18 protein-coding genes are annotated in these 20,563 nt (G+C 59.9%); 4 read left to right on the forward strand and 14 right to left on the reverse strand.

The genetic code is table 11. The features are described 5' to 3' along the window. Window positions 1-97: 97 nt before the first annotated feature. The 12 genes from tgt to BAR1_RS10340 all read right to left on the reverse strand — a co-directional run bounded on the left by tgt (window position 98) and on the right by BAR1_RS10340 (window position 13,718). Entirely contained in the window at window positions 98-1,225 is a 1,128-nt protein-coding gene (tgt, locus tag BAR1_RS10285; protein ID WP_118942937.1) for a tRNA guanosine(34) transglycosylase Tgt, read from the reverse strand. A 50-nt stretch (window positions 1,226-1,275) separates the two neighbouring features. Then, on the reverse strand, window positions 1,276-1,620 hold the full coding sequence (locus BAR1_RS10290; RefSeq protein ID WP_118942938.1) for a 4a-hydroxytetrahydrobiopterin dehydratase: 345 nt from the start codon (window positions 1,618-1,620) through the stop codon (window positions 1,276-1,278). A gap of 10 nt (window positions 1,621-1,630) precedes the next feature. Beyond that, complete coding sequence (locus BAR1_RS10295; protein ID WP_162891743.1) at window positions 1,631-2,731, reverse strand: transporter substrate-binding domain-containing protein; 1,101 nt, start codon at window positions 2,729-2,731, stop codon at window positions 1,631-1,633. A gap of 77 nt (window positions 2,732-2,808) precedes the next feature. Then, on the reverse strand, window positions 2,809-4,212 hold the full coding sequence (murD, locus tag BAR1_RS10300) for a UDP-N-acetylmuramoyl-L-alanine--D-glutamate ligase (RefSeq protein ID WP_118942940.1): 1,404 nt from the start codon (window positions 4,210-4,212) through the stop codon (window positions 2,809-2,811). A gap of 83 nt (window positions 4,213-4,295) precedes the next feature. Then, window positions 4,296-5,381 (reverse strand): phospho-N-acetylmuramoyl-pentapeptide-transferase, encoded by a 1,086-nt coding sequence (mraY, locus tag BAR1_RS10305; protein WP_118942941.1) that lies wholly within the window; start codon window positions 5,379-5,381, stop codon window positions 4,296-4,298. Then, window positions 5,382-6,833, reverse strand: a complete 1,452-nt coding sequence (locus tag BAR1_RS10310) for a UDP-N-acetylmuramoyl-tripeptide--D-alanyl-D-alanine ligase (protein WP_118942942.1) — start codon at window positions 6,831-6,833, stop codon at window positions 5,382-5,384. A 70-nt stretch (window positions 6,834-6,903) separates the two neighbouring features. After that, on the reverse strand, window positions 6,904-8,394 hold the full coding sequence (locus BAR1_RS10315; protein ID WP_118942943.1) for a UDP-N-acetylmuramoyl-L-alanyl-D-glutamate--2,6-diaminopimelate ligase: 1,491 nt from the start codon (window positions 8,392-8,394) through the stop codon (window positions 6,904-6,906). Between the two features lie 21 nt (window positions 8,395-8,415). After that, entirely contained in the window at window positions 8,416-10,197 is a 1,782-nt protein-coding gene (locus BAR1_RS10320; protein ID WP_118942944.1) for a peptidoglycan D,D-transpeptidase FtsI family protein, read from the reverse strand. After that, window positions 10,194-10,541: a cell division protein FtsL gene (ftsL, locus tag BAR1_RS10325; protein ID WP_118942945.1), complete on the reverse strand. Its 348-nt coding sequence runs from the start codon at window positions 10,539-10,541 to the stop codon at window positions 10,194-10,196. The genes BAR1_RS10320 and ftsL overlap by 4 nt, the downstream gene beginning before the upstream one ends. After that, a complete protein-coding gene (gene rsmH / locus BAR1_RS10330; RefSeq protein WP_118942946.1) occupies window positions 10,541-11,530 on the reverse strand; it encodes a 16S rRNA (cytosine(1402)-N(4))-methyltransferase RsmH in 990 nt (329 codons plus the stop codon). Before rsmH ends, ftsL begins: the two co-directional genes overlap by 1 nt. A 3-nt stretch (window positions 11,531-11,533) precedes the next feature. Next, on the reverse strand, window positions 11,534-12,034 hold the full coding sequence (gene mraZ, locus BAR1_RS10335) for a division/cell wall cluster transcriptional repressor MraZ (protein WP_118942947.1): 501 nt from the start codon (window positions 12,032-12,034) through the stop codon (window positions 11,534-11,536). 610 nt (window positions 12,035-12,644) lie between these two features. Continuing rightward, window positions 12,645-13,718, reverse strand: coding sequence for an Mrp/NBP35 family ATP-binding protein (locus BAR1_RS10340; protein WP_118942948.1), 1,074 nt, complete (start codon window positions 13,716-13,718; stop codon window positions 12,645-12,647). Between the two features lie 241 nt (window positions 13,719-13,959). Between BAR1_RS10340 and BAR1_RS10345 the strand changes: the two genes are divergently transcribed. Together BAR1_RS10345 and BAR1_RS10350 are read left to right on the forward strand one after the other, a co-directional pair. Continuing rightward, a complete protein-coding gene (locus BAR1_RS10345; RefSeq protein WP_118942949.1) occupies window positions 13,960-14,175 on the forward strand; it encodes a DUF1127 domain-containing protein in 216 nt (71 codons plus the stop codon). 477 nt (window positions 14,176-14,652) lie between these two features. Then, window positions 14,653-15,210 carry a hypothetical protein gene (locus BAR1_RS10350; protein WP_118942950.1) on the forward strand — a complete coding sequence of 186 codons (558 nt, stop codon included), beginning with the start codon at window positions 14,653-14,655 and terminating at the stop codon, window positions 15,208-15,210. A gap of 133 nt (window positions 15,211-15,343) precedes the next feature. Here BAR1_RS10350 and BAR1_RS10355 read toward each other — a convergent pair whose 3' ends face one another. Next, window positions 15,344-15,796, reverse strand: coding sequence for an Lrp/AsnC family transcriptional regulator (locus BAR1_RS10355; RefSeq protein WP_118942951.1), 453 nt, complete (start codon window positions 15,794-15,796; stop codon window positions 15,344-15,346). A 97-nt stretch (window positions 15,797-15,893) separates the two neighbouring features. Here BAR1_RS10355 and BAR1_RS10360 point away from each other — a divergent pair, with 97 nt between their 5' ends. After that, window positions 15,894-16,493, forward strand: coding sequence for a LysE family translocator (locus BAR1_RS10360; protein WP_118942952.1), 600 nt, complete (start codon window positions 15,894-15,896; stop codon window positions 16,491-16,493). A 188-nt stretch (window positions 16,494-16,681) separates the two neighbouring features. Here BAR1_RS10360 and BAR1_RS10365 read toward each other — a convergent pair whose 3' ends face one another. Beyond that, entirely contained in the window at window positions 16,682-19,027 is a 2,346-nt protein-coding gene (locus tag BAR1_RS10365) for an ATP-dependent helicase (RefSeq protein ID WP_118942953.1), read from the reverse strand. 349 nt (window positions 19,028-19,376) lie between these two features. Between BAR1_RS10365 and BAR1_RS10370 the strand changes: the two genes are divergently transcribed. Beyond that, window positions 19,377-20,516: an alpha-hydroxy acid oxidase gene (locus BAR1_RS10370; protein WP_118942954.1), complete on the forward strand. Its 1,140-nt coding sequence runs from the start codon at window positions 19,377-19,379 to the stop codon at window positions 20,514-20,516. Window positions 20,517-20,563 lie beyond the last annotated feature (47 nt).

Consider the following 20,563-nt stretch of genomic DNA (forward strand, 5'->3'; position numbering starts at 1 on the left):
GCGGCAAGGGCAAGGCGGCATTTCCCCGATAGGCCCGAAAATACCGCCAAATTCAGTAAATAACGGTGGATAAACCGCCATTATGCACAAAATCGCGCTAAAGTGGTTCAATGTCCCCTTGCGCCCGCTGCGCATGGAATTGTGATTTAAAGTGATCGAATGTGCCTGCGGCAATCGCATCCCGCATCCCCGCCATCAGTTCCTGATAATAGTGCAGATTGTGCCATGTCATCAGCATCGAGGCGATGATTTCCTGTGCCTTGAACACATGGTGCAAATAGGCGCGCGAATAGCTGCGGCAGGCAGGGCATGTGCAGGATTCGTCCAAGGGGCGGGGATCGTCCTTGTGGCGGGCGTTTTTGATGTTCAGCACCCCGTGGCGGGTGAATATCTGCCCGGTGCGCCCCGACCGTGATGGCAACACGCAGTCAAACATATCAATGCCGCGCTTCACACCGCCCACCAGATCGTCGGGTTTGCCCACGCCCATCAGATAGCGCGGCTTGTCAGCAGGCAGCATATCGGGGGCGTAATCCAGCACCTGGAACATGGTTTCCTGCCCCTCGCCCACGGCCAGACCGCCAACCGCATAGCCCTCGAACCCGATGGCTTTCAGTGCCTCGGCGCTTTCCTCGCGCTGGTCCTTGAACACGCTGCCCTGCTGGATACCGAATATCGCATGACCGGGCCGGTCGCCAAAGGCATCGCGCGAACGTTGCGCCCACCGCATCGACATGCGCATGGATTTTTGCGCCACATCTTCGGGCGCGGGATGCGGGGTGCATTCATCGAAACACATCACAATATCGCTGCCCAGCAGACGCTGGATTTCCATGCTGCGTTCGGGCGTGATTTCATGCAGGCTGCCGTCGATATGCGACTTGAAGGTCACACCCTGTTCCGACATCTTGCGCAGGTCCGACAGGCTCATCACCTGAAAGCCGCCGGAATCCGTCAGAATGGGACGTTCCCAGTTCATGAATTTATGCAAGCCCCCCAGATTGGCAATCCGTTCGGCACTGGGGCGCAGCATCAGATGATAGGTGTTGCCCAGCAGAATATCCGCCCCCGTGGCACGCACGTTTTCAGGCAGCATCGCCTTGACCGTGGCCGCCGTGCCAACCGGCATAAAGGCCGGCGTGCGAATGTCGCCGCGCGGGGTGTGGATGATACCGGTGCGGGCCTTGCCGTCGGTGTTGTGCAGATCAAAGGAAAACTGTGTCATGGCCGCCTGATACGCCAAAGACGCGGGGCTTGCAAATGCCTAGACCACCCCTAGCCAAGCGCCAGAATCCGGTCGAATTTGGCGGCACAGATGAAATCGTTTTCGGTCAGCCCCTTCACCACATGGGTGGTGAACTCCACCTCGCAATAGCCCCAGCCAAAGCGGATATCGGGGTGATGCCCCTCTTGTTCGCCCAGCCACGCGGCCACATCGGCAAGGTGGTGCGCCGCGTTGAACCCCTTGACCGTGACACGCCGCACCAGCCAGCGTCCCTCTTTGGCCAGCTTCCAGCCCTCGTGCAACTGCCCCATTCTGTCGGCCACTTCGGATTCGGACAGCACCGGCATGCCGCCGTGGCAGGCAATACAGGTCTTGGTGCTTAGATCATCGCTCATGGAATTCTCCCTAATTCGGCGCGCCGCCAAACCATTTCAGATAAATCCGGTCATACTCGCCATGCTCGGACAATAGCAACAGCGCCTGGTTGACCGGCTCGCGCCATTTCGATCCTTCGGCAAACACAATGCCATAGGGTTCACGCTGAAACACCGGTCCTGTCAGGCGCACCTTGTCCTGTCCCTCGCCGTTTGCATAATGGCTTAGCACCGGAAAATCATAGACCACGGCCGCGACTTGCCCCGTTTCCAGTGCGTTGTAAGCCTGATCAATGGTTTCAACCGCCCTGATTTGCACCGCTGGCAGATGCTGTAAATAGGCCTCGCTTGTGGACCCTTTCAATGTGGCAACCCGTTTGCCGCCCAGATCCTCGGGTCCGCGAATTTCCCCTTCCAGACGCGAAACCGTCATCGCCGAGGAAATCGTCGCGGTGAACCATGCAAAGGCGACATAGCCGAACACGATCAGCACCAGCGCGATAACCTTGCCAGGATGCGATTTCGGGGTTTTATCACCATAGCCGACGGTCGAGATCGTAACCATCGTCCAGTATACCCCGTCCCACAGCCCCATCGGATAGCCGCGCGTAAATTCGGGGTTCTTGCGCCGCTCCACCAGCCACATGATATGCGCCGTGCCCAGCACCAGAATGGCCAGCGCCAGCAGGGCAAAGCGGAAACTTTTCGAGGCAAACATGCCCTTGATCACCGACAGCGCCTTGGCGACCATGCCCATTTCGTCGCTGGGCACCATGATTTGCAGACCGGATCGAAAGAAGGGGTGGGAAAAATCCATCCGCTGTTCGCGCTCCGCCGTGATTGTCACCGCCGCAATGGCAACATCCCCCTTGCCCGCCTCGATCGCCAGCAACAACTCGGTGACATTGGGCAGCACAGTTATATCGCTTTGCACCCCCAGTTGTTTTTCAACCATCTGCCACAGATCAATACTGAACCCGCTAAGGCTGCCATCCGCGTTTTCAATCACAAAGGGCGGGATCGGTTTGACCAGCACCCGCAACCGCGCGTCACCCGTTGTTTGCGCAAAACCTTGCACGCCCAACAGACAAAGCCACAATACGGCCAGAAGTCGTTTCAATATTTGATACATCGCGTTCCCCCCTGCAACCCTAGCCCAGAGCATGCGATTTTGTCCAAAGCTTCTTGAAAAAGCGCGAATATCCGCCGTTAACCGTCAATCAGCGCGGCGACAATGGCGGTGAAATCATCACCGCGATGCTCGAAGCTTTTGTATTGGTCAAAGCTGGCGGCGGCCGGGGCCAGCAGCACGGTATCGCCCTCTTCGGCATCCTTGCTGGCAGCCGCAACCGCGCGCTCCATCGTTTCGCAAATCTGGTATGGGGTATCCCCCAACTGGCTTGCGAATTCCTCCGCCGAGGCGCCAATCAGATAGGCTTTGCGCACATTTCCCAGATGCGGCGCAAGGCTGGAAATGCCACCGGTTTTGCCCTGCCCGCCTGCAATCCAACGGATATTCCTGAACGCCAGCAATGCCTTTTGGGCAGCGTCCACATTGGTGGCCTTGCTGTCGTTCACATAGGTCACGCCGTTTGCAGTGCCCACGATCTGGCTGCGATGGGCCAGCCCGCCAAAACTGTGAAACGCCGCCTTGATCACCTTGGGCGCGATGCCCAATGTGCGCACAGCGGCGTAAGCTGCACAGGCGTTTTGATGGTTATGCGCACCGGGCAAGCCCTTGATTTTGCGCAAATCTATTGACCCCATCTGCCGCCCTTTTCGGTATTCCGACAGGAACCCCTTGCGGGCGAACACGGCCCAGCCGGGGCCGGTCAGTTTGGCATCTACCGAAATGCGGATCACGCGGTCATCCGCAGGGCCTTCGGCCATTTGATTGGCCAAAAAGCGGCCTTCCTTTTCATCCACCCCGATCACCGCACGGTCCGGTCCGCCTTCGGCAAACAGCCGGCGTTTGGCAGCGAAATACCCACCAATACCGCCGTGCCGGTCCAGATGATCGGGCGACAGGTTGGTGAACACCGCTACATCAGGGGTGAGCGAACGGGCCAGTTCGGTCTGATAGCTCGACAGTTCCAGCACCACCACCTCGCCATCATGGGCCGGATCAATATCCAACACCCCGCGGCCGATGTTACCGGCCAGCTGGCTCGGGCGTCTTGCGTGGGTCAGAACGTGATGGATCAGCGCGGCGGTGGTGGATTTGCCGTTGCTGCCGGTGATGGCGATCACGCGGGGGGCAACATCGAAACCGTCCCATTCGTAGGTCGCGAAGGATCGGAAAAACAGCCCGATATCATTGTCGATCGGCACACCGGCGGCGGTGGCGTTGCGCACCACGGGGTTTGGTTCGGGGTAAAGATGCGGGATTCCGGGGGATACGATCAGGGTTGCGATATCCTCCCACACGCCGGCCTTGCGCAGGTCGGTCGCCGGATAGCCCTGTTTTTCAGCCGCATCGCGGGCGGCTTCGTTGTCGTCCCAAACGACGGGGGTCGCTCCGCCCGCCTCAAGCGCTACAGCGGTTGCAAGACCACTCCGGCCAAGGCCCAGAACGGCCACTTTCTTACCTGCAAATCCTTGAACGGGGATCATGTGCTGCCCTTTTATCCTTGCCTGCCCCTGTTTAGGACGCGGCGGGCATATTGGCAAACGCTCTGTGCTGCCCTATGGATTCCCTAACGCACTTTCAGAGTCGCCAGCCCGATCAGCGCCAGCACCAGCGAGATGATCCAGAACCGGATCACGATCTGCGGCTCGGCCCAGCCCTTTTTCTCGTAGTGGTGATGGATCGGCGCCATCAGGAACACCCGCTTGCCGGTGCGCTTGAAGTAAAGCACCTGAATGATCACCGACAGGGCCTCGGCCACGAACAAACCACCAACGATGGCCAGCACGATTTCGTGTTTGGTGGCAACCGCAATCGCCCCCAAAGCGCCACCAAGCGCCAGCGAGCCGGTGTCGCCCATGAACACGGCTGCGGGGGGGGCGTTATACCACAGGAACCCCAGACCACCGCCAATCAGGGCCGAGGTAAAGATAAACAACTCGCCGGTATGGGGCACATAATGCACATCCAGATATTCGGTGAAATCGACCCGCCCGACCGCATAGGCAATGATGCCCAAAGTGCCCGCTGCAATCATCACCGGCATGATAGCCAGACCGTCCAGTCCATCGGTCAGGTTGACCGCATTGGCGGACCCGACAATCACGATCATCGCAAAGGGGATGAACACATAACCCAGGTTGATCAGCGTATCCTTGAAGATTGGCATGGCCAGCCGGTAAGCCAGATCATCGGGGTGGTAATAGGCCGCCCAATAGCCCGCAATCGCGGCAATCAACAGACCCAGCGCCATACGGATTTTTCCCGATACGCCTTTGGTGTTGTTCTTGCTGACCTTGGCGTAATCATCGGCAAAGCCGATGGCCCCGAAAGACAACGTCACGAACATCACCATCCAGATATAAGGATTATCCAGCCGCGCCCACAGCAATGTTGAAAACGTCAGTGCGCCCAAAATCAGCACCCCGCCCATTGTCGGCGTGCCTGCTTTCTCCAGAATATGGCTTTGCGGTCCGTCCTCGCGGATCGGCTGGCCATTTGATTGTTTGCGGCGCAACAGGTTGATCAAGGGCTGGCCAAAGATGAAACCAAACACCAGCGCCGTGAAAAATGCCCCGCCCGAACGAACGGTTATATAGCGGAAAAGATTGAAGAAATCGCCGCCGTCAGACAGGCTGGATAACCAGTAAAGCATCTACACTGATCCTTTGTTACTATTCATTTCGCCCGATTGGCCCAAATTGCGGATCGCGGTCGCAACCGTGCTGACCAATGATCCTTTGGACCCCTTTACCAAGATCACATCGCCCGCGTCCACCAACCGGTGGGCAATTGCCGCAAGGTCAGTTGCCTTTTCGACCCACTCGCCGCGTTTGTGATCCGGCAGGGCCTGCCACAGTGCCCGCATCCGGGGCCCCGCGCAATGCACCAGCGTGACATTTTCCAGCGCCGGATGGGTGGCGAAGGCAGCGTGTTGCGCCATCTCGTCCTCACCCAGCTCCAGCATATCGCCCAACACCGCAATCCGGCGCCCCGTGTGGATACGCCCCACCCCGTCCACCGGCTGTGTGGCCACCAGCACCTTTAGCGCGGCATCCAGCGACGTGGGGTTGGCGTTGTAGGCGTCATCAATCAGGGTCACGGCCTGATCCGGCGCGTAAGCATCCAGCACCACGGTTTCAAAGGTGCCGCGACCGGCGGGGGGCTGCCACAGGGCCATGTCATTGGCCGCCAGCGCCACATCGGCCCCCAGCGCCTGCACCACGGCCAGAACGCCCAAAGCGTTCATGGCAAAATGTTCGCCCAGGCTGTTGATTTTGAAGAGAGTTTCAGAGACACCAACCTGCGCCCGCACCACGGTCATTCCGCCCGCCTGTTGCACATTCAGCAGGCGATGGGTGTTGCTTTCCCCCATGCCAAAGGTCACATATTGCGCGCCCTTGTCACGGGCATATTCGGTTAGGATGCTACTGGTGTCCAGATCACCGTTCACCACCGCCACACCGCCACTTTGCAGCCCGTCGATGATGCTGGCCTTTTCCCGCGCGATGCCCTCGATCCCGTCAAAGGCGGCCATATGCGCGGCCACCACATTGGTGATCATCGCCACATCGGGCCGCGCCAGACGCGCCAGCGGGGCGATTTCGCCGGGGTGGTTCATGCCGATCTCAATCACTGCGAAATCGGTGTCCGCGGGCATCCGCGCCAATGTCAGCGGCACGCCCCAATGGTTGTTGAACGACATTTCCGCCGCATGCACCTGCCCTTGCCGCTCCAGCACGGCGCGCAACATTTCCTTGGTCGAGGTCTTGCCGGCCGATCCGGTCACGCCGATCACCTTGGCACCCGTCCGCGCCCTCGCGGCCACCGCCAAGGACTCGAGCGCCTGCAACACATCCGGCACGATCAACAGCGGCGCATCCGCTGGCACCCCTTCGGGCACATGCGAAACCAGTGCCGCCGCCGCCCCCGTCTCCAGCGCCTGCGCGACGAAATCGTGACCGTCCCGCACATCTTTCAGCGCCACGAACAATTCGCCCGCTTTTATGCTGCGCGTATCAATCGAAACGCCCGTAGCCTGCCAATCGCAAGATGTCTTGCCGCCGGTGGCCGCAACCGCATCTTTCGAAGTCCAGAGAACTGTCATCGCCTATTCCCCCCGCGCTGCCCCGGACCCGATCCGGGGCCTCCCGCCTGAGCGGTGTTCACAAACCCCCTCATGCCAAACGCCCTTCCAATGCCGCCACCGCAATGCTGGCCTGTTCCACATCGTCAAACGGCAACACCACATCGCCGACGATCTGCCCGCTTTCATGTCCCTTGCCCGCGATCAGCAGGGCATCGCCGGCCTGCAAGGCATCCACCCCGCGCAGGATCGCTTCGGCACGGTCCGCCACTTCGGTCGCTTCAGGGCACCCCTGCAACACCATCGCCCGAATACCGGCGGGGTCTTCGCTGCGCGGGTTGTCATCGGTCACAAACACCACATCCGCGTGCTGTGCCGCTGCTTGCCCCATCAGGATACGTTTGCCCGGGTCGCGATCGCCGCCTGCGCCAAATACCACCACCAGCCGCCCCATCACATGCGGGCGCATGGCCTGCAATGCCGTTGCCAGAGCATCCGGCGTATGGGCAAAATCGACAAACACCGAGGCACCGTTGTCCCGTGTCGCGGCCAGTTGCATCCGCCCGCGCACGGTGGTCAGCTCGCGCAGGGTATCGAACACCTCGGCCGGGTCGGCGCCACAGGCTATCACCAGCCCTGCCGCCACCATCACGTTTTCCGCCTGAAAGCCGCCGATCAGCTCCAACCGCGCCTGATGCGCCTTGCCGCGCCATTCGAACCGCAGATCCTGCCCCGTGGCATCGAAGCGCTGCGCCAGCAGGCGCAAATCCACCCCGTCCAATTTGCCAACCTTGATCACCCCCTGCCCGCGTGAACGCGCAATGCCGGCCATCACCGCGCCCTTCGGGTCATCCATATTGATCACCGCCACCGCGTCATCCCCCATCACGCGGGAAAACAGACCGGCCTTGGCGTTGAAATAGTCCTCGAATGTCTTGTGGTAATCCAGATGGTCCTGGGTGAAATTGGTAAACCCGCCCGCCCGCAGCCGCACGCCGTCAAGGCGGCGTTGTTCCAGCCCGTGGGACGAGGCCTCCATCGCGCAATGGGTCACGCCCTCGCCCGCCATATCGGCCAGCAGGCGGTGCAGGGTGATCGGTTCGGGCGTGGTGTGGTGCAACGGGGCGGTATAGGCGCCTTCAACCCCCGTGGTGCCCAGATTGGCAGCCTTGATACCCATCGCAATCCAGATCTGGCGCACAAATGTGGACACCGACGTCTTGCCGTTGGTCCCCGTCACCGCCACCATATATTCGGGCTGTGCACCGAACCACAGCGCGGCGGCATAGGCCAGTGTCTGGCGGGCGTCCTCGGCCACCACCAGCGGCACGCCGGCCGCGGCAATTTCATCCGCTGCAATCATGGCACCGGCCTGATCGGTCAGAATCGCCCCCGCCCCCATACGCAACGCATACTGGATAAATTCGCCCCCGTGCACCCGCACACCGGGCATGGCGGCAAACAGATAGCCGGGCTTTACCTCGCGGCTGTCAACGCAAACTCCTGTAATTTCAGCCTCTTGCCCGCCTTTGGCCCTCAGGCCAAGATCTGCAAGTGTTTTTCTGCCTGCCTGATGTGCCATGCCGCCCCCGTTTGCCCGCACCTAGTTACTGGTGAGTGTTACCCCAGTTGGCTGCAAAGGCTCAACCTCTGGCCGCATCCCTAACAACGGTGCGACGCGGCGAATGATCTCGGCGGCCACCGGAACCGATGTCCAACCAGCGGTGCGGCGTGGTTTGGGGCCGGAAGTTTCGACCGGCTCGTCCAGCGTCACAATCAGCACATATTTCGGGTCATGCGCAGGGAACACCGACGCGAATGTCGCGACAACCTTGTCTTTGTAATAGCCGCCGGTCGGTTTTGGCTTGTCCGCCGTGCCGGTTTTGCCGCCCACAGCATACCCCTCGACCTCGCCAAAAGACGCGGTGCCGCGCACCACAACCTGTCGCAACATCGAGCGCGCCTGCTCTGACGTGCGTTCCGATACCACCCGTTCGCCCATTTGTGGGCCGGTCTGGCGCAACAGGGTCGGCCGGACCCGCAGCCCGCCATTCAAAATCGAGGAATAGGCGATCGCCAAATGCAGCGGACTGGTAGACAGGCCATGCCCGTAGGAAATCGTCATAGTCGACAATTCGGACCACCTTGAGGGCAACAATGGTTTAGCGCCCGAAGCCTCGACCAGTTCAACTGGCGTGGCTTCGAGCAAGCCAAGCGCGCCAAGGAATTCGCGCTGGCGATCTGCACCGATCATCTGGGCCACACGGGCCGAGCCGATGTTCGAGGATTTCACAATGACGTCGGTCATAGACAATTGTGCGCCGTAGTTGTGGAAATCACGGATCTTGAATTTGCCCCACCGCAGCGGGCCTTTGGTATCAATCATGGTAGACGGGTTGACCAGCCCCAGTTCCAGCGCCTGCGCCGTGTTCAGGATTTTGAAAACCGAACCCAGTTCATAAACCCCCTGCACCGCGCGGTTGAACAGCGGGCTGTCGCTGGCATCGCCCTGCGTCAAAACCCGTGGCCGTGTGTTGGGATCGAAATCCGGCAGGCTGACCATCGAAATCACTTCGCCGGTGTGCACATCCATCAGCACTGCCGCCGCGCCTTTGGCATTCATCAGCTTCATACCGCCAAACAAAACCTCGCGGATCGCAGCCTGAACGGTCAGGTCAATCGACAATTGCAAGGGTTTGCCATCCTGCGCGGGGTCGCGCAAATACTCGTCAAATTCTTTTTCGACACCGGCCACACCGATCACCTCGGCCGAATTCACCCCTTCGCGGCCAAATGAGGCCCCGCCAAGGATATGCGCGGCCAGTTTGCCGTTGGGATAGAGGCGCATTTCACGCGGGCCGAACAACAGGCCGGGATCGCCGATATCATGCACGGCCTGCATTTGCTCGGGGCTGATTTTCTTGCGAATCCAGATAAATTTGCGATTGCCGGTGAATTGCGCCAGCAGTTTTTCCGCGTCCAGATCGGGAAAAATGGCGGCCAGTTCCGATGCGGCGCGTTCTTTGTCGATCATCACCGGTGGCTGGGCATAAAGCGCCCGTGTGGTCAGGTTGGTGGCCAGTATCCGGCCATTGCGATCCACAATATCCGCACGGCTTGCAACGATATGTGCGCCAGCCGCTGCGACTTGTGGCTCGCGGGGTTCACTTGCGGCCAACATGCCCATACGCACAGCGATCACCACAAAGGCGCAAAAGAAAAACGCACCCAGCACCAACAGGCGCCCCTCGGACCGCAAACGGGTTTTGTCGCGCATCGCCTCGTGGCGGGCACGGATATTGGCGCGCTCGATTGCATCGGGGTTTTCACCCTTGGCGCGGGCGTCCAGAATACGGGCCAGCGGGCGCAGGGGGGTGCGGGTCATTGGCTATCCTCCATATCTGCGGACAGTTCGATCGGGTTGACGATCGCGGTCAGTTCGGGGGATGGAAAAGCCACCTGATCAATCCGGCCAAACTGTTCCGGCGACAAGGGAAGCAGGCCCAGCCTGTCATAGTTGAGATCGGCCAGTTCCTTCAGTCGCTCGGGGCGGTTCAGGTAGGCCCATTCGGCCCGCAAAACCGCCAGTCGTTCGCGCGATTGCCCGATTTGCCGCTGCAACTGCGATACTTCGCTCAACGAAGCCCGCGTTTTATAGTTTTCCTGATAGGACCAAAAAGCCAGCGCAATCACCGCCAGCGCCGAGACCACATAAAAGAAGCTGCGCATTAATCCTGTCCCCCCAATGAAATTTTCGGCATCCCCAATCCGGTGCGCGGCATGTCGCCCGAAGGCGCATCGGTGCGCCTGGCCACCCGCAATTTGGCCGACCGCGCCCGCGGGTTCACCGCCAGTTCATCATCATCCGGCCCGATGGCACGGCGGCCAAGCAACTGAAACTGCGGCTTTTCCTCGTCTATGGCGGGGGCATAACGGTTTGCCCGCCCCGCCCCGCCGGATCGCGCGGCCAGATAGCGTTTGACCACGCGATCCTCGAGCGAATGGAAGGTCACCACAGCCAGTTTCCCGCCGGGCTTCAATGCCCGTTCCGCCGCCTGAAGCCCTGCCAGCAATTCGCCGAATTCATCATTCACCGCAATGCGGATCGCCTGAAACGTGCGTGTCGCAGGGTGGCTTTGGCCGGGTTTGCCGCGTGGCAGAACCGATTCAACCACCGCCGCCAGTTGTAAGGTGGTTTCAAACGGCGATTTGGCGCGCGCCTCAACAATCGCCCTGGCAATCCGGCGCGAGGCCCGCTCCTCGCCATACTGGAAAATAATATCCGCCAGCTCGGCCTCCGAGGCCCAGTTGACGATATCGGCAGCCGAAGGACCGGACTGGCTCATCCGCATGTCCAGCGGGCCGTCCTTCATAAAGGAAAAGCCGCGATCGGCGCGGTCCAGTTGCATCGAGCTGACGCCAAGGTCCAGCACCACACCGTCCAACGGTACATTGCTATAGCTGTCCAGCTGACCGAAGGTGCCTTCAACCAATTCCAGACGATCGCCATATTCCCCGACCCAGCCGGACGCCATTTCAAACGCCAGCGGATCACGGTCCACGCCAATCACCCGATCGGCACCGGCCTGAAGCAATCCACGGGCATAGCCACCGGCGCCAAAGGTCCCATCCAGCCACAGGCCGGACACAGGGGCGACGGCCTCCAGCAAAGGACGCAACAAAACGGGGATATGCGGTTGGGCAGGAGCAGACATCATAAGCTACTCCTCTTCATCACCGTCAAGATAGATGGAAGGGTCGGCATTCGGGTCGAAATCGTCATCGGCCTCGAGATCACCGTATTCCTCTTGCTCGTAGGTTTCCGGATTCCAGATCTCGAACGTATCGCCATTGGCGATGAAATAGGCGATGCCATCCAGCCCGATCTTTTCAATCAGCTTTTTGGGCAAAACCAGACGACCGGTTTCATCCACCGACGTCGGATAGGCATTGCCGTTATAAAGACGTTGCAACGCACGGCGCTGTTTGGAGCCACGGGGCTTCTTGCGGATCTTCGCCTGAACCTCGGCAATCGCCTCCATTGTAAAACATTCCAGAAAGTTGCGGCTTTTGTCGCCGTAAACGATCACAAGGTTGGGGTTCAGCCCCTCTTTCCACTCGGGGTCACCCGCCTGCAGGACACGGCGATACGAGGCAGGAATAGACACCCTGCCCTTTGCATCCACTTTATTGTGGGCATCGCCGAAAAATTCCCGTGTCACTGCCTCGCGGCCTCCTAAAACCTTTACCACCCTTGAAACGGGAAACGGCGGATCGAGCTAGCTGCCACTGCTCTATCCGCCGCCCTCGTCCCGTTTCCGGGGAATGTCCAGCTGCGCGCGCCACCTGGGGGGATGTCTGCTCGCCCGCGCGCCGGATCTCTAATTAGACAAAAGCGGGTGCCTGTATGAAACCTGATTAGGTACCTTTGTTCGGGGTTCTTTAATTTGCCCCAATTTTGTTTGTGCCCGTTCTTATCTTGGATCAATGTTTGCCATGGGAAATCATGGGTGTCAAAGGATTTTTATGGGATAAATAGGGAAAATCATGGGGGCAAGCCTATCACCGCCAAGACCCAGCCGTGAACACAAAAGGAACAAAATGCCCTATATATAGCGAATTGCGATCGACAGCACTACATATAGTATGCACAGCCAAGACACATATTTTCCCGTAAAATCCCAAATTATTTCCTACAGGGCGCCAATTCTCGCAAATCAGCCCGCTTCCAAACCCCGCAATGGCCAATCCCGGCCCCGATTCACAGCGAAATCCGGCAGAGATTCTGCCGGATTCCTGATTGTTCCCGTGAATTCCCGTAAAAGGCGGGTGTTACACCGCGCCGCTGTCAATCAGCCGCTTGGCCAACTGCGCATAGGCATCGGCCAAAGGCCCCTGCCCTGCGGCAACCGGCGTGCCGGCGTCCCCCGCCAACCGTACATCCAGATCCAGCGGCAATTCCCCAAGGAACGGCACGCCCAGCTTCTCGGCCTCGGCCCGCACACCGCCATGGCCAAAGATATGCGCCTCGTGGCCGCATTCAGGACAGATATAGGCCGACATGTTTTCCACCAGCCCCAGAATGGGCGTTTCCAGCTTTTTGAACATGGTGATTGCACGGCGCGCATCCAGCAGCGCCACATCCTGCGGAGTGGACACCACGATGGTGCCGGTCACTTCGGTTTTCTGGCCCAGCGTCAGTTGCACGTCGCCGGTGCCCGGCGGCAGGTCGATGATCAGCACGTCCAGCTCGCCCCAGACCACATCGCCCAGCAATTGCTGCAAAGCGCCCATCAGCATCGGACCACGCCACGCCAGCGCCTGATCGGGATCGACCAGCAGACCGATCGACATCATCGCCACGCCATGCACCACCGGCGGAATGATCTTGTCATCCTTGTTCAGCTTGGGCCGTTCATCCACCCCCATCATGCGCGGCTGCGAAGGGCCGTAGATGTCAGCGTCCAGCAAGCCAACCTTTACCCCCTGACGCGCCAGTGCCACCGCCAGATTTGAAGACACGGTGGATTTCCCCACCCCGCCCTTGCCCGAGCCAATGGCGATAATCTTTTTCACACCGGCCACCGGCTGGCGCCCCTGTTGCGGTGTCGGGTGGCGGCCGATTTTCAGATCTGGCGGCGGGGACTGGGGGGCCGCAGGGCCATGCGCCGTCAACACCACGGAAACCTTCTCGACCCCCGCAATGCTTTTCACTGCCCGTTCGGCCACATCGCGTACCGGCGACAGCGCGGCAGCCGCCTCGGGGGTCGGGGCCTCGATCACAAAGCGCACCTCGCCCCCCTCGACCGACAGGGCACGGATCATATCGCTGTCGGCCAGATTGGGGCCGTCGGGCAATTCAATGCGGCGCAATTCGTTCAGGATGTCATCACGGGTCAAGGCCATCTGCGGCACTCCTTATGTATAGGTTACCCTGTAGGTGAGCCTTTGCGCGCCCCTGCGCAAGAGGCAAAAACCGCGCATGTAACGGCAATGTAAAAATAGGACAGCACCCCTGCCCTACCTATGCGCCAGACGCATAGCGGCATTTCAAACGCGTCTGTTGTGGCGGCCCGCAAAATACATATGTTCCGCCGTGTCAGGACGATCCGGTTCTGGCAGCAACTTTATTAAGCGAGTTAGCCCCATGGCTTTTACAACAGAATTCCACGGCACCGATGCCGGTATCACAGGCCGCGTTTCGGCCATCCTGAAATCCGCGACCGACCGCGTTGCCAACTACCGCCTGTACCGCAAAACAGTGAATGAACTGAGCGCGCTGAGCATGCGGGAACTGGACGATCTGGGCCTGAACCGCTCGATGATCAAACGCATCGCACTCGAGGCCGCCTACGGCCTGTAAGAAATTCGGCCCGCCTGTTCTTTCTCCTCCCTGAACATGCAGGCGCGCCGGACCGCGGTGGCACCTACCTCCTCCCGGGTGTCACCGCGCAAAGATACGGGGTTATTATTACCCCGGATATGCGAAGGGTCTTTTCCTCCTCCCTGAGGCCCGACGCAAAAACAGAACGGCAGTGCCCCTCCTCCCTGGGCGCTGCCGTTTCTTTTAGTGCGGTTCGCATTTCATAAAAATAGTGCAACAGATTTACCTCCGAGGCAGCGGGTGCAAAGCACCTGCGTTCGGTGGGAAATCTGTTTCAATATTATGCGAATTGCACATGCGCCAAACAACACGGACGATCATCGGCGTCTATCGGTGCACTCTTTGCTAAAGCAAGAAAGCCGAAAAACTTGGGGAGCGTCAGGGCACGCGTATCTCGGACGCCTGCACGGAATGTCGGAATAGAGTCCATATTACCATTTGCAGCGACTTGCATGAATGTCTACTGTCTTTCTGGTAGCCGAAAAATGTGCCAAGATCAAAACGGGCTCGCTACCGGATAGCCTGAGGGTGGTATTTGGAAAGATGGGCATCATGGGAAAATTTGTGCTTTTGTTTGTTATGGCTTGGTTTTTTTTGGCGTTCTTCGATCTGAATTTTGATCGCGGAGTTCTTAGAGTTTACACAGCTTCTGAAGCGATCGAATACGACCCCGATGAAGGGAAGCCTAGACTAATTCCACGGGCGGTGATTGAATATCGAGTTCAAGATGAAAGGGTGGTCAGTCAGGTAGGAGACTTTGTTAACAAATATGAAAACTGCACGGTCTTTGATCGTGACAATTGGACGTGCACATACTCTGATGACTCAGCCACATTTGGAGCAAGGCAGGGCGAATACTTCAGCCGATCCAATCTCGAAAAATTCCCTCACCTAGCGAACCTCAGAGATGAGGAAACGCTGTCTCGATTTGGCTACATCATCCTCCAGTGCAGATGGGATGCTACGGGTGGCATCAATGCCATTATGTGCCTGATAAGACCTTTCACCACATAAACCTTATGAGCAACGCGGAACTAAAGCCGACGTTCGCAAGGTCGCAATAAAAGTCAGCTTCGTCCGCATATCTGCCATTTACCCTCTCCGCAGCAACCAACTGCACCCAACACCCCCGCACACTCCCCCCCCCTCAAGCCCGCTCGTCCTTTGGCGACCCCATCACCACATAAGACGTAATCGAATTCACCTGCGGCACAGTGCCCAGAATATCGGTGTGAAAGGTCTTGTAGCTGGCCAGATCCGGCACCTCGACCCGCAGCAGGTATTCGTAAACCCCCGCCACATTGTGACACTCGCGCACCTGCGGGGCCAAGGCCATCGAGCGCTCGAACGCCTCTTGCGATTTCTTGGTGTGGTCCGACAGGCCCACCGCCACATAAGCACAAAACCCGTTGCCCAGCTTTTCGCGGTCCACCACGGCGCGGTAGCCCTTGATCACCCCGCGTCGCTCCAACTCCTGCACACGGCGCAAACAGGCCGAGGGCGACAGCGCCACCCGTTCGGCCAGATCAATATTGCTGATCCGCCCGTCGCGCTGAAGGGCGCGCAATATTTCGTCGCTTTTTGCATCTATTTCAGGCATCTGTTGCTATTCTTTCCGGTAATCATGGATATTAGACGCAATATTGCGCCGGTTTTCAAACATAGTTGCCGAACGACTGGAACAAAGGCAACCTGAAATGACACCCGACCTGATCTTCGCCCTGATCGCCTTTGCGCTGGTCAGCTCCATCACCCCGGGGCCGAACAACCTGATGCTGATGGCCTCGGGCGCCAATTTCGGCCTGAAACGCACCATCCCGCATATGCTGGGCGTGTCGATCGGATTTGTCTTCATGGTGGTGCTGGTGGGGGCCGGACTGGTGCAGGTGTTTGACGCCTATCCGGTCAGCTATACGGTGCTGAAAGTGGTCAGCGTGTCCTATCTGCTGTATCTGGCGTGGAAAATCGGCTCCAACCGCAAACCACCGAAAGGGGCCAAAACCGGCAGCAAGCCAATGAGTTTCATACAGGCAGCGGCGTTTCAATGGGTCAACCCCAAGGCCTGGAGCATGGCCCTGACCGCCCTGGGCGTCTACGCCCCGCCCGCGTCAACGCTTGGCGATATCGTGGTGGTGGCCGTGGTTTTCGGCCTTACCAACCTGCCCGCCATATCCCTATGGGTGATGATGGGCCAGCAAATGAGCCGTTTCCTGAACACCCCGCGCCGGTTGCGGATATTCAACATCACCGCCGGATTGCTGCTGGTGGCCACCTTGTATCCAATCCTGACGTCCTGACCCAAAGGCGTGCCTGCGGCACACACTATATTTGGCCCCTTCGGGGCGATGCCGCTGGCAGAGGTATTTCGGGCAAGAAGAAGGACCATATCTTCTTCTTGCTCCAAATACCTTCGCTGAAGGCATCCTGCGCGAGCCCCGACAGGGGCGAAGCGCGGGTCGACGGGCGTCAGCCCGGCGAAACCGGATCAAAACGGCACGTCATCGGCCCGATCCGCCGGCACCACAAAGCGCGCAACGATCTTTTTGGCACCGGCGCGCTCGAATTCGATATCCAGCTTGTCACCCTCGATCCCCATCACATAGCCATAGCCGAATTTCTGATGGAACACCCGTTCCCCCTTGGAAAACGCCGCATTTGCCGTGATGTCGATCACCGCTTTACTGGCCTCGCGCGGTTGCCCCATGCCATGCCCTGCCTTGCGCGCCTGCATCCGTCGCCAGCCCGGTGAATTATAGGCATCCGCCCGCTGCGCCTTGCCCTCCATCGCCACGCTGGGCGACGCCGCCCCGTATCCGCCGCCATAAAGGCCCGGCGGGGTCAGCACCTCGACATGTTCTTCGGGCAATTCGTCAATGAACCGCGAGGGCAGTTGGCTTTGCCACTGCCCGTAAACCCGCCGGTTGGCGGCAAAGGAAATCGTACACAGCTCCTCGGCCCGCGTAATACCAACGTAAGCCAGCCGCCTTTCTTCCTCCAACCCCTTTAGTCCGCTTTCATCCATGCTGCGCTGGCTGGGAAACAGCCCGTCCTCCCAGCCCGGCAGGAACACGGCGGGAAATTCCAGCCCCTTGGCCGCGTGCAGGGTCATGATGGTCAGCTTTTCTTCGGAATCCTCGGAGGCATTGTCCATGATCAGCGCGATATGTTCCAGAAACCCTTGCAGGTTCTCGAACTGCTCCAGCGCCTTGACCAGTTCCTTCAGGTTTTCCAGCCGCCCCGGGGCTTCGGGCGATTTGTCCTTCAGCCACATGTCGGTATAGCCGCTTTCCTCGAGGATCACCTCGGCCAGTACCACATGGCTGGCGTTTTCATCCGCAGCCACCCGCGCCCAGCGCGCAAAAGCGCCGACCAGCGCCTGCAACGCCCCCTTGGCCTTGCCCTTGATCTCGCCGGCTTCCAGCAGCATCCGCGTGGCCATCAGCAACGGCACACCGTTGTCCCGCGCCGCCCGCTGGATGGTTTGCAATGCCTTGTCCCCCACCCCGCGCCGTGGCGTGTTGACAATGCGCTCGAACGCCAGATCATCCTCGGGGCTAACCGTAACGCGGAAATAGGCCATCGCGTCGCGGATCTCCATCCGCTCGTAAAACCGAGGCCCGCCGATCACGCGGTACGGCAGGCCGATGGTCAAAAACCGGTCCTCGAAGGCGCGCATCTGGTGGCTGGCCCGCACCAGAATGGCCATATCGTCCAGCGACACAGGCGCCTGCCCACGGGTGCCGCGCTGCATCGCCTCGACCTCGTCCCCGATCCAGCGCGCCTCTTCCTCGCCGTCCCAATGGCCGATCAGCCGCACCTTCTCGCCCTCGTTCTTCTCGGTCCACAGCGTCTTGCCCAGCCGCCCCTCGTTGGCGGCAATCACGCCAGATGCCGCGCCAAGGATGTGACGGGTCGAACGATAGTTCTGCTCCAGCTTCACCACCACCGCACCGGGGAAATCGGCCTCGAACCGCAGGATATTGCCCACCTCGGCCCCGCGCCAGCCATAGATAGACTGGTCGTCATCGCCGACGCAGCAGATATTCCGGTGCCCGCCCGCCAGCAGCCGCAGCCACAGGTATTGGGCGACGTTGGTATCCTGATATTCGTCCACAAGGATATATTTGAACCAGCGCCGGTATTGTTCCAGCACATCCGTGTGTTGCTGGAAAATCGTCACCACATGCAACAGCAGATCGCCGAAATCCACCGCGTTCAGGGTTTTCAGGCGGGTCTGATAGGCGGCATACAGCTCGCCCCCCATGTTGTTGAACGCGCCCGCCTCGCTTGCCGGCACCTTGTCCGGCGTCCATGCGCGGTTCTTCCAGCCGTCGATCACCGAAGCCAGCGCGCGGGCGGGCCAGCGTTTGTCGTCGATATTCGCCGCCGCTAACAGCTGTTTCAGCAGGCGGATCTGATCGTCCCTATCCAGAATGGTGAAATTGCTTTTCAGCCCGACCAGTTCGGCATGGCGGCGTAATATTTTGACACAAATCGCATGGAAGGTGCCGAGCCACGGCATGCCTTCCACGGTTTCGCCCAGCATCTGCCCCACGCGGTCTTTCATCTCGCGCGCGGCCTTGTTGGTAAAGGTCACGGCCAGCACCTCGTTCGGGCGGGCGCGGCCGGTGTTCAGCAAATGCACGATCCGCGCGGTCAGCGCCTTTGTCTTGCCGGTGCCGGCCCCTGCCAGCATCAGGACCGGCCCGTCCATCGCCTCGACCGCGCGGCGTTGTTCGGGGTTCAGCCCGTCCAGATAGGGCGCAGGGCGCGCCGCCATCGCGCGGGCGGCAAGGCCGGTCGGGGCGGGGATATCGTCAGAATGGCTCATGGCGACGTGGGTAAACCATATGGCAGGCGAGATAAAGGGGTGTTCATATTATGTTCTGAAGGCATTCCAGGATGCCATGCGAGAAACAAGCCCGTTTTGTGAAAATGGCAGCGCCCGACCTGGTGGGCGCAGGACGACATGGTTTTCGAGGATAGAACAGTTGTTTGTTTTCAAGCATATTAACCAGTTGCACCGTTGCATAGCGCCCTCCATGGGGAGTGAAGAAGGACCGTGGCCCCTGCGGGGCCGCGTAAGCCTGATGAACGGCACTGTCATTTTTGCAAAATGACGGGGACAAGTGGATAGGTTGGTCTTCCCCCCTCCCCCGCAACCCGCTAACACTCTGCTCATGACCCTGCACAGCACCCACCCTTCGATTGCCGATCTGCGCCACCGCGCCCGCAAGCGCATTCCGCATTTCGTGTGGGAGTATCTGGACAGCGCCACAGGCGACGAGGCGACCAAGCATCGCAATCGCAGCGCCCTTGACGACATTCTGCTGAAACCCAGCGTCCTGCATGGCGAATTCACCGCCGATCTGACCACATCCCTGATGGGCCGCAGCTACCCCCTGCCCTTTGGCATTGCGCCGGTGGGTATGTCGGGGCTGATCTGGCCCGATGCGGAACGGGTGCAGGCCGCACTGGCCGCGCAAACCGGCATTCCCTACACCCTGTCCACCGTCGCCAGCCAGCCGCCCGAGGCGGTGGCAGACCACATCGGCGATCAGGGCTGGTTCCAGCTCTATCCCCCGCGTGATCCGGTGATCCGCGCCGACATCCTGAACCGCGCCAAAGCGGCCGGTTTCCACACGCTGGTGCTGACGGTTGACGTGCCCGTCGCCAGCCGCCGCGAACGGCAGGTGCGCAGCGGGCTGACCAATCCGCCGCGTCTGACGCCGCGCCTGCTGGCGCAGGTGGCGCGTTGCCCTGCGTGGGCGCTTGGCACATTGAAACACGGGATGCCGCGTTTGCGACTGATGGAAAGCTATCAGAAATCCGCCGCCGCGCTGTCGTCCACCGAACATATCGGCTATCTACTGCGCACCTCGCCCGACTGGGATTACCTGCGCGAATTGCGCGCCGAATGGGACGGGCCGCTGGTGGTCAAGGGCGTGCTGAACGCCGAGGACGCCCAGCGCCTGCAAAACGAAGGTGCCGATGCCGTCTGGGTGTCGAACCACGCGGGGCGCCAGTTTGCCGGTGCCCCCGCCAGCATCACCGCCCTGCCCCTGATCCGTGCTGCCGTGGGGCCGGAGTATCCGCTGATCTTTGACAGCGGCATCAAGGGCGGGCTGGATATTCTGCGGGCCATCGCACTGGGGGCCGATTTCGTAATGCTGGGGCGGGCGTTTCATTACGGCCTTGGAGCGTTTGGCGCCAAAGGAGCCGCGCATGTGGTGGATATTCTGCGGGCCGATCTGGACTCGAACATGGGACAGATCGGGGCGCGCCGCCTGTCGGATGTGAAACAGCGCCTTTGGTCCTGACTTCATAACCTATGGGTTTCGCAGAAATGGCAGCGCCCGACCTGGTG

Origin of the sequence: Profundibacter amoris (assembly GCF_003544895.1) — a bacterium.
In the GTDB taxonomy this organism is placed as follows: domain Bacteria; phylum Pseudomonadota; class Alphaproteobacteria; order Rhodobacterales; family Rhodobacteraceae; genus Profundibacter; species Profundibacter amoris.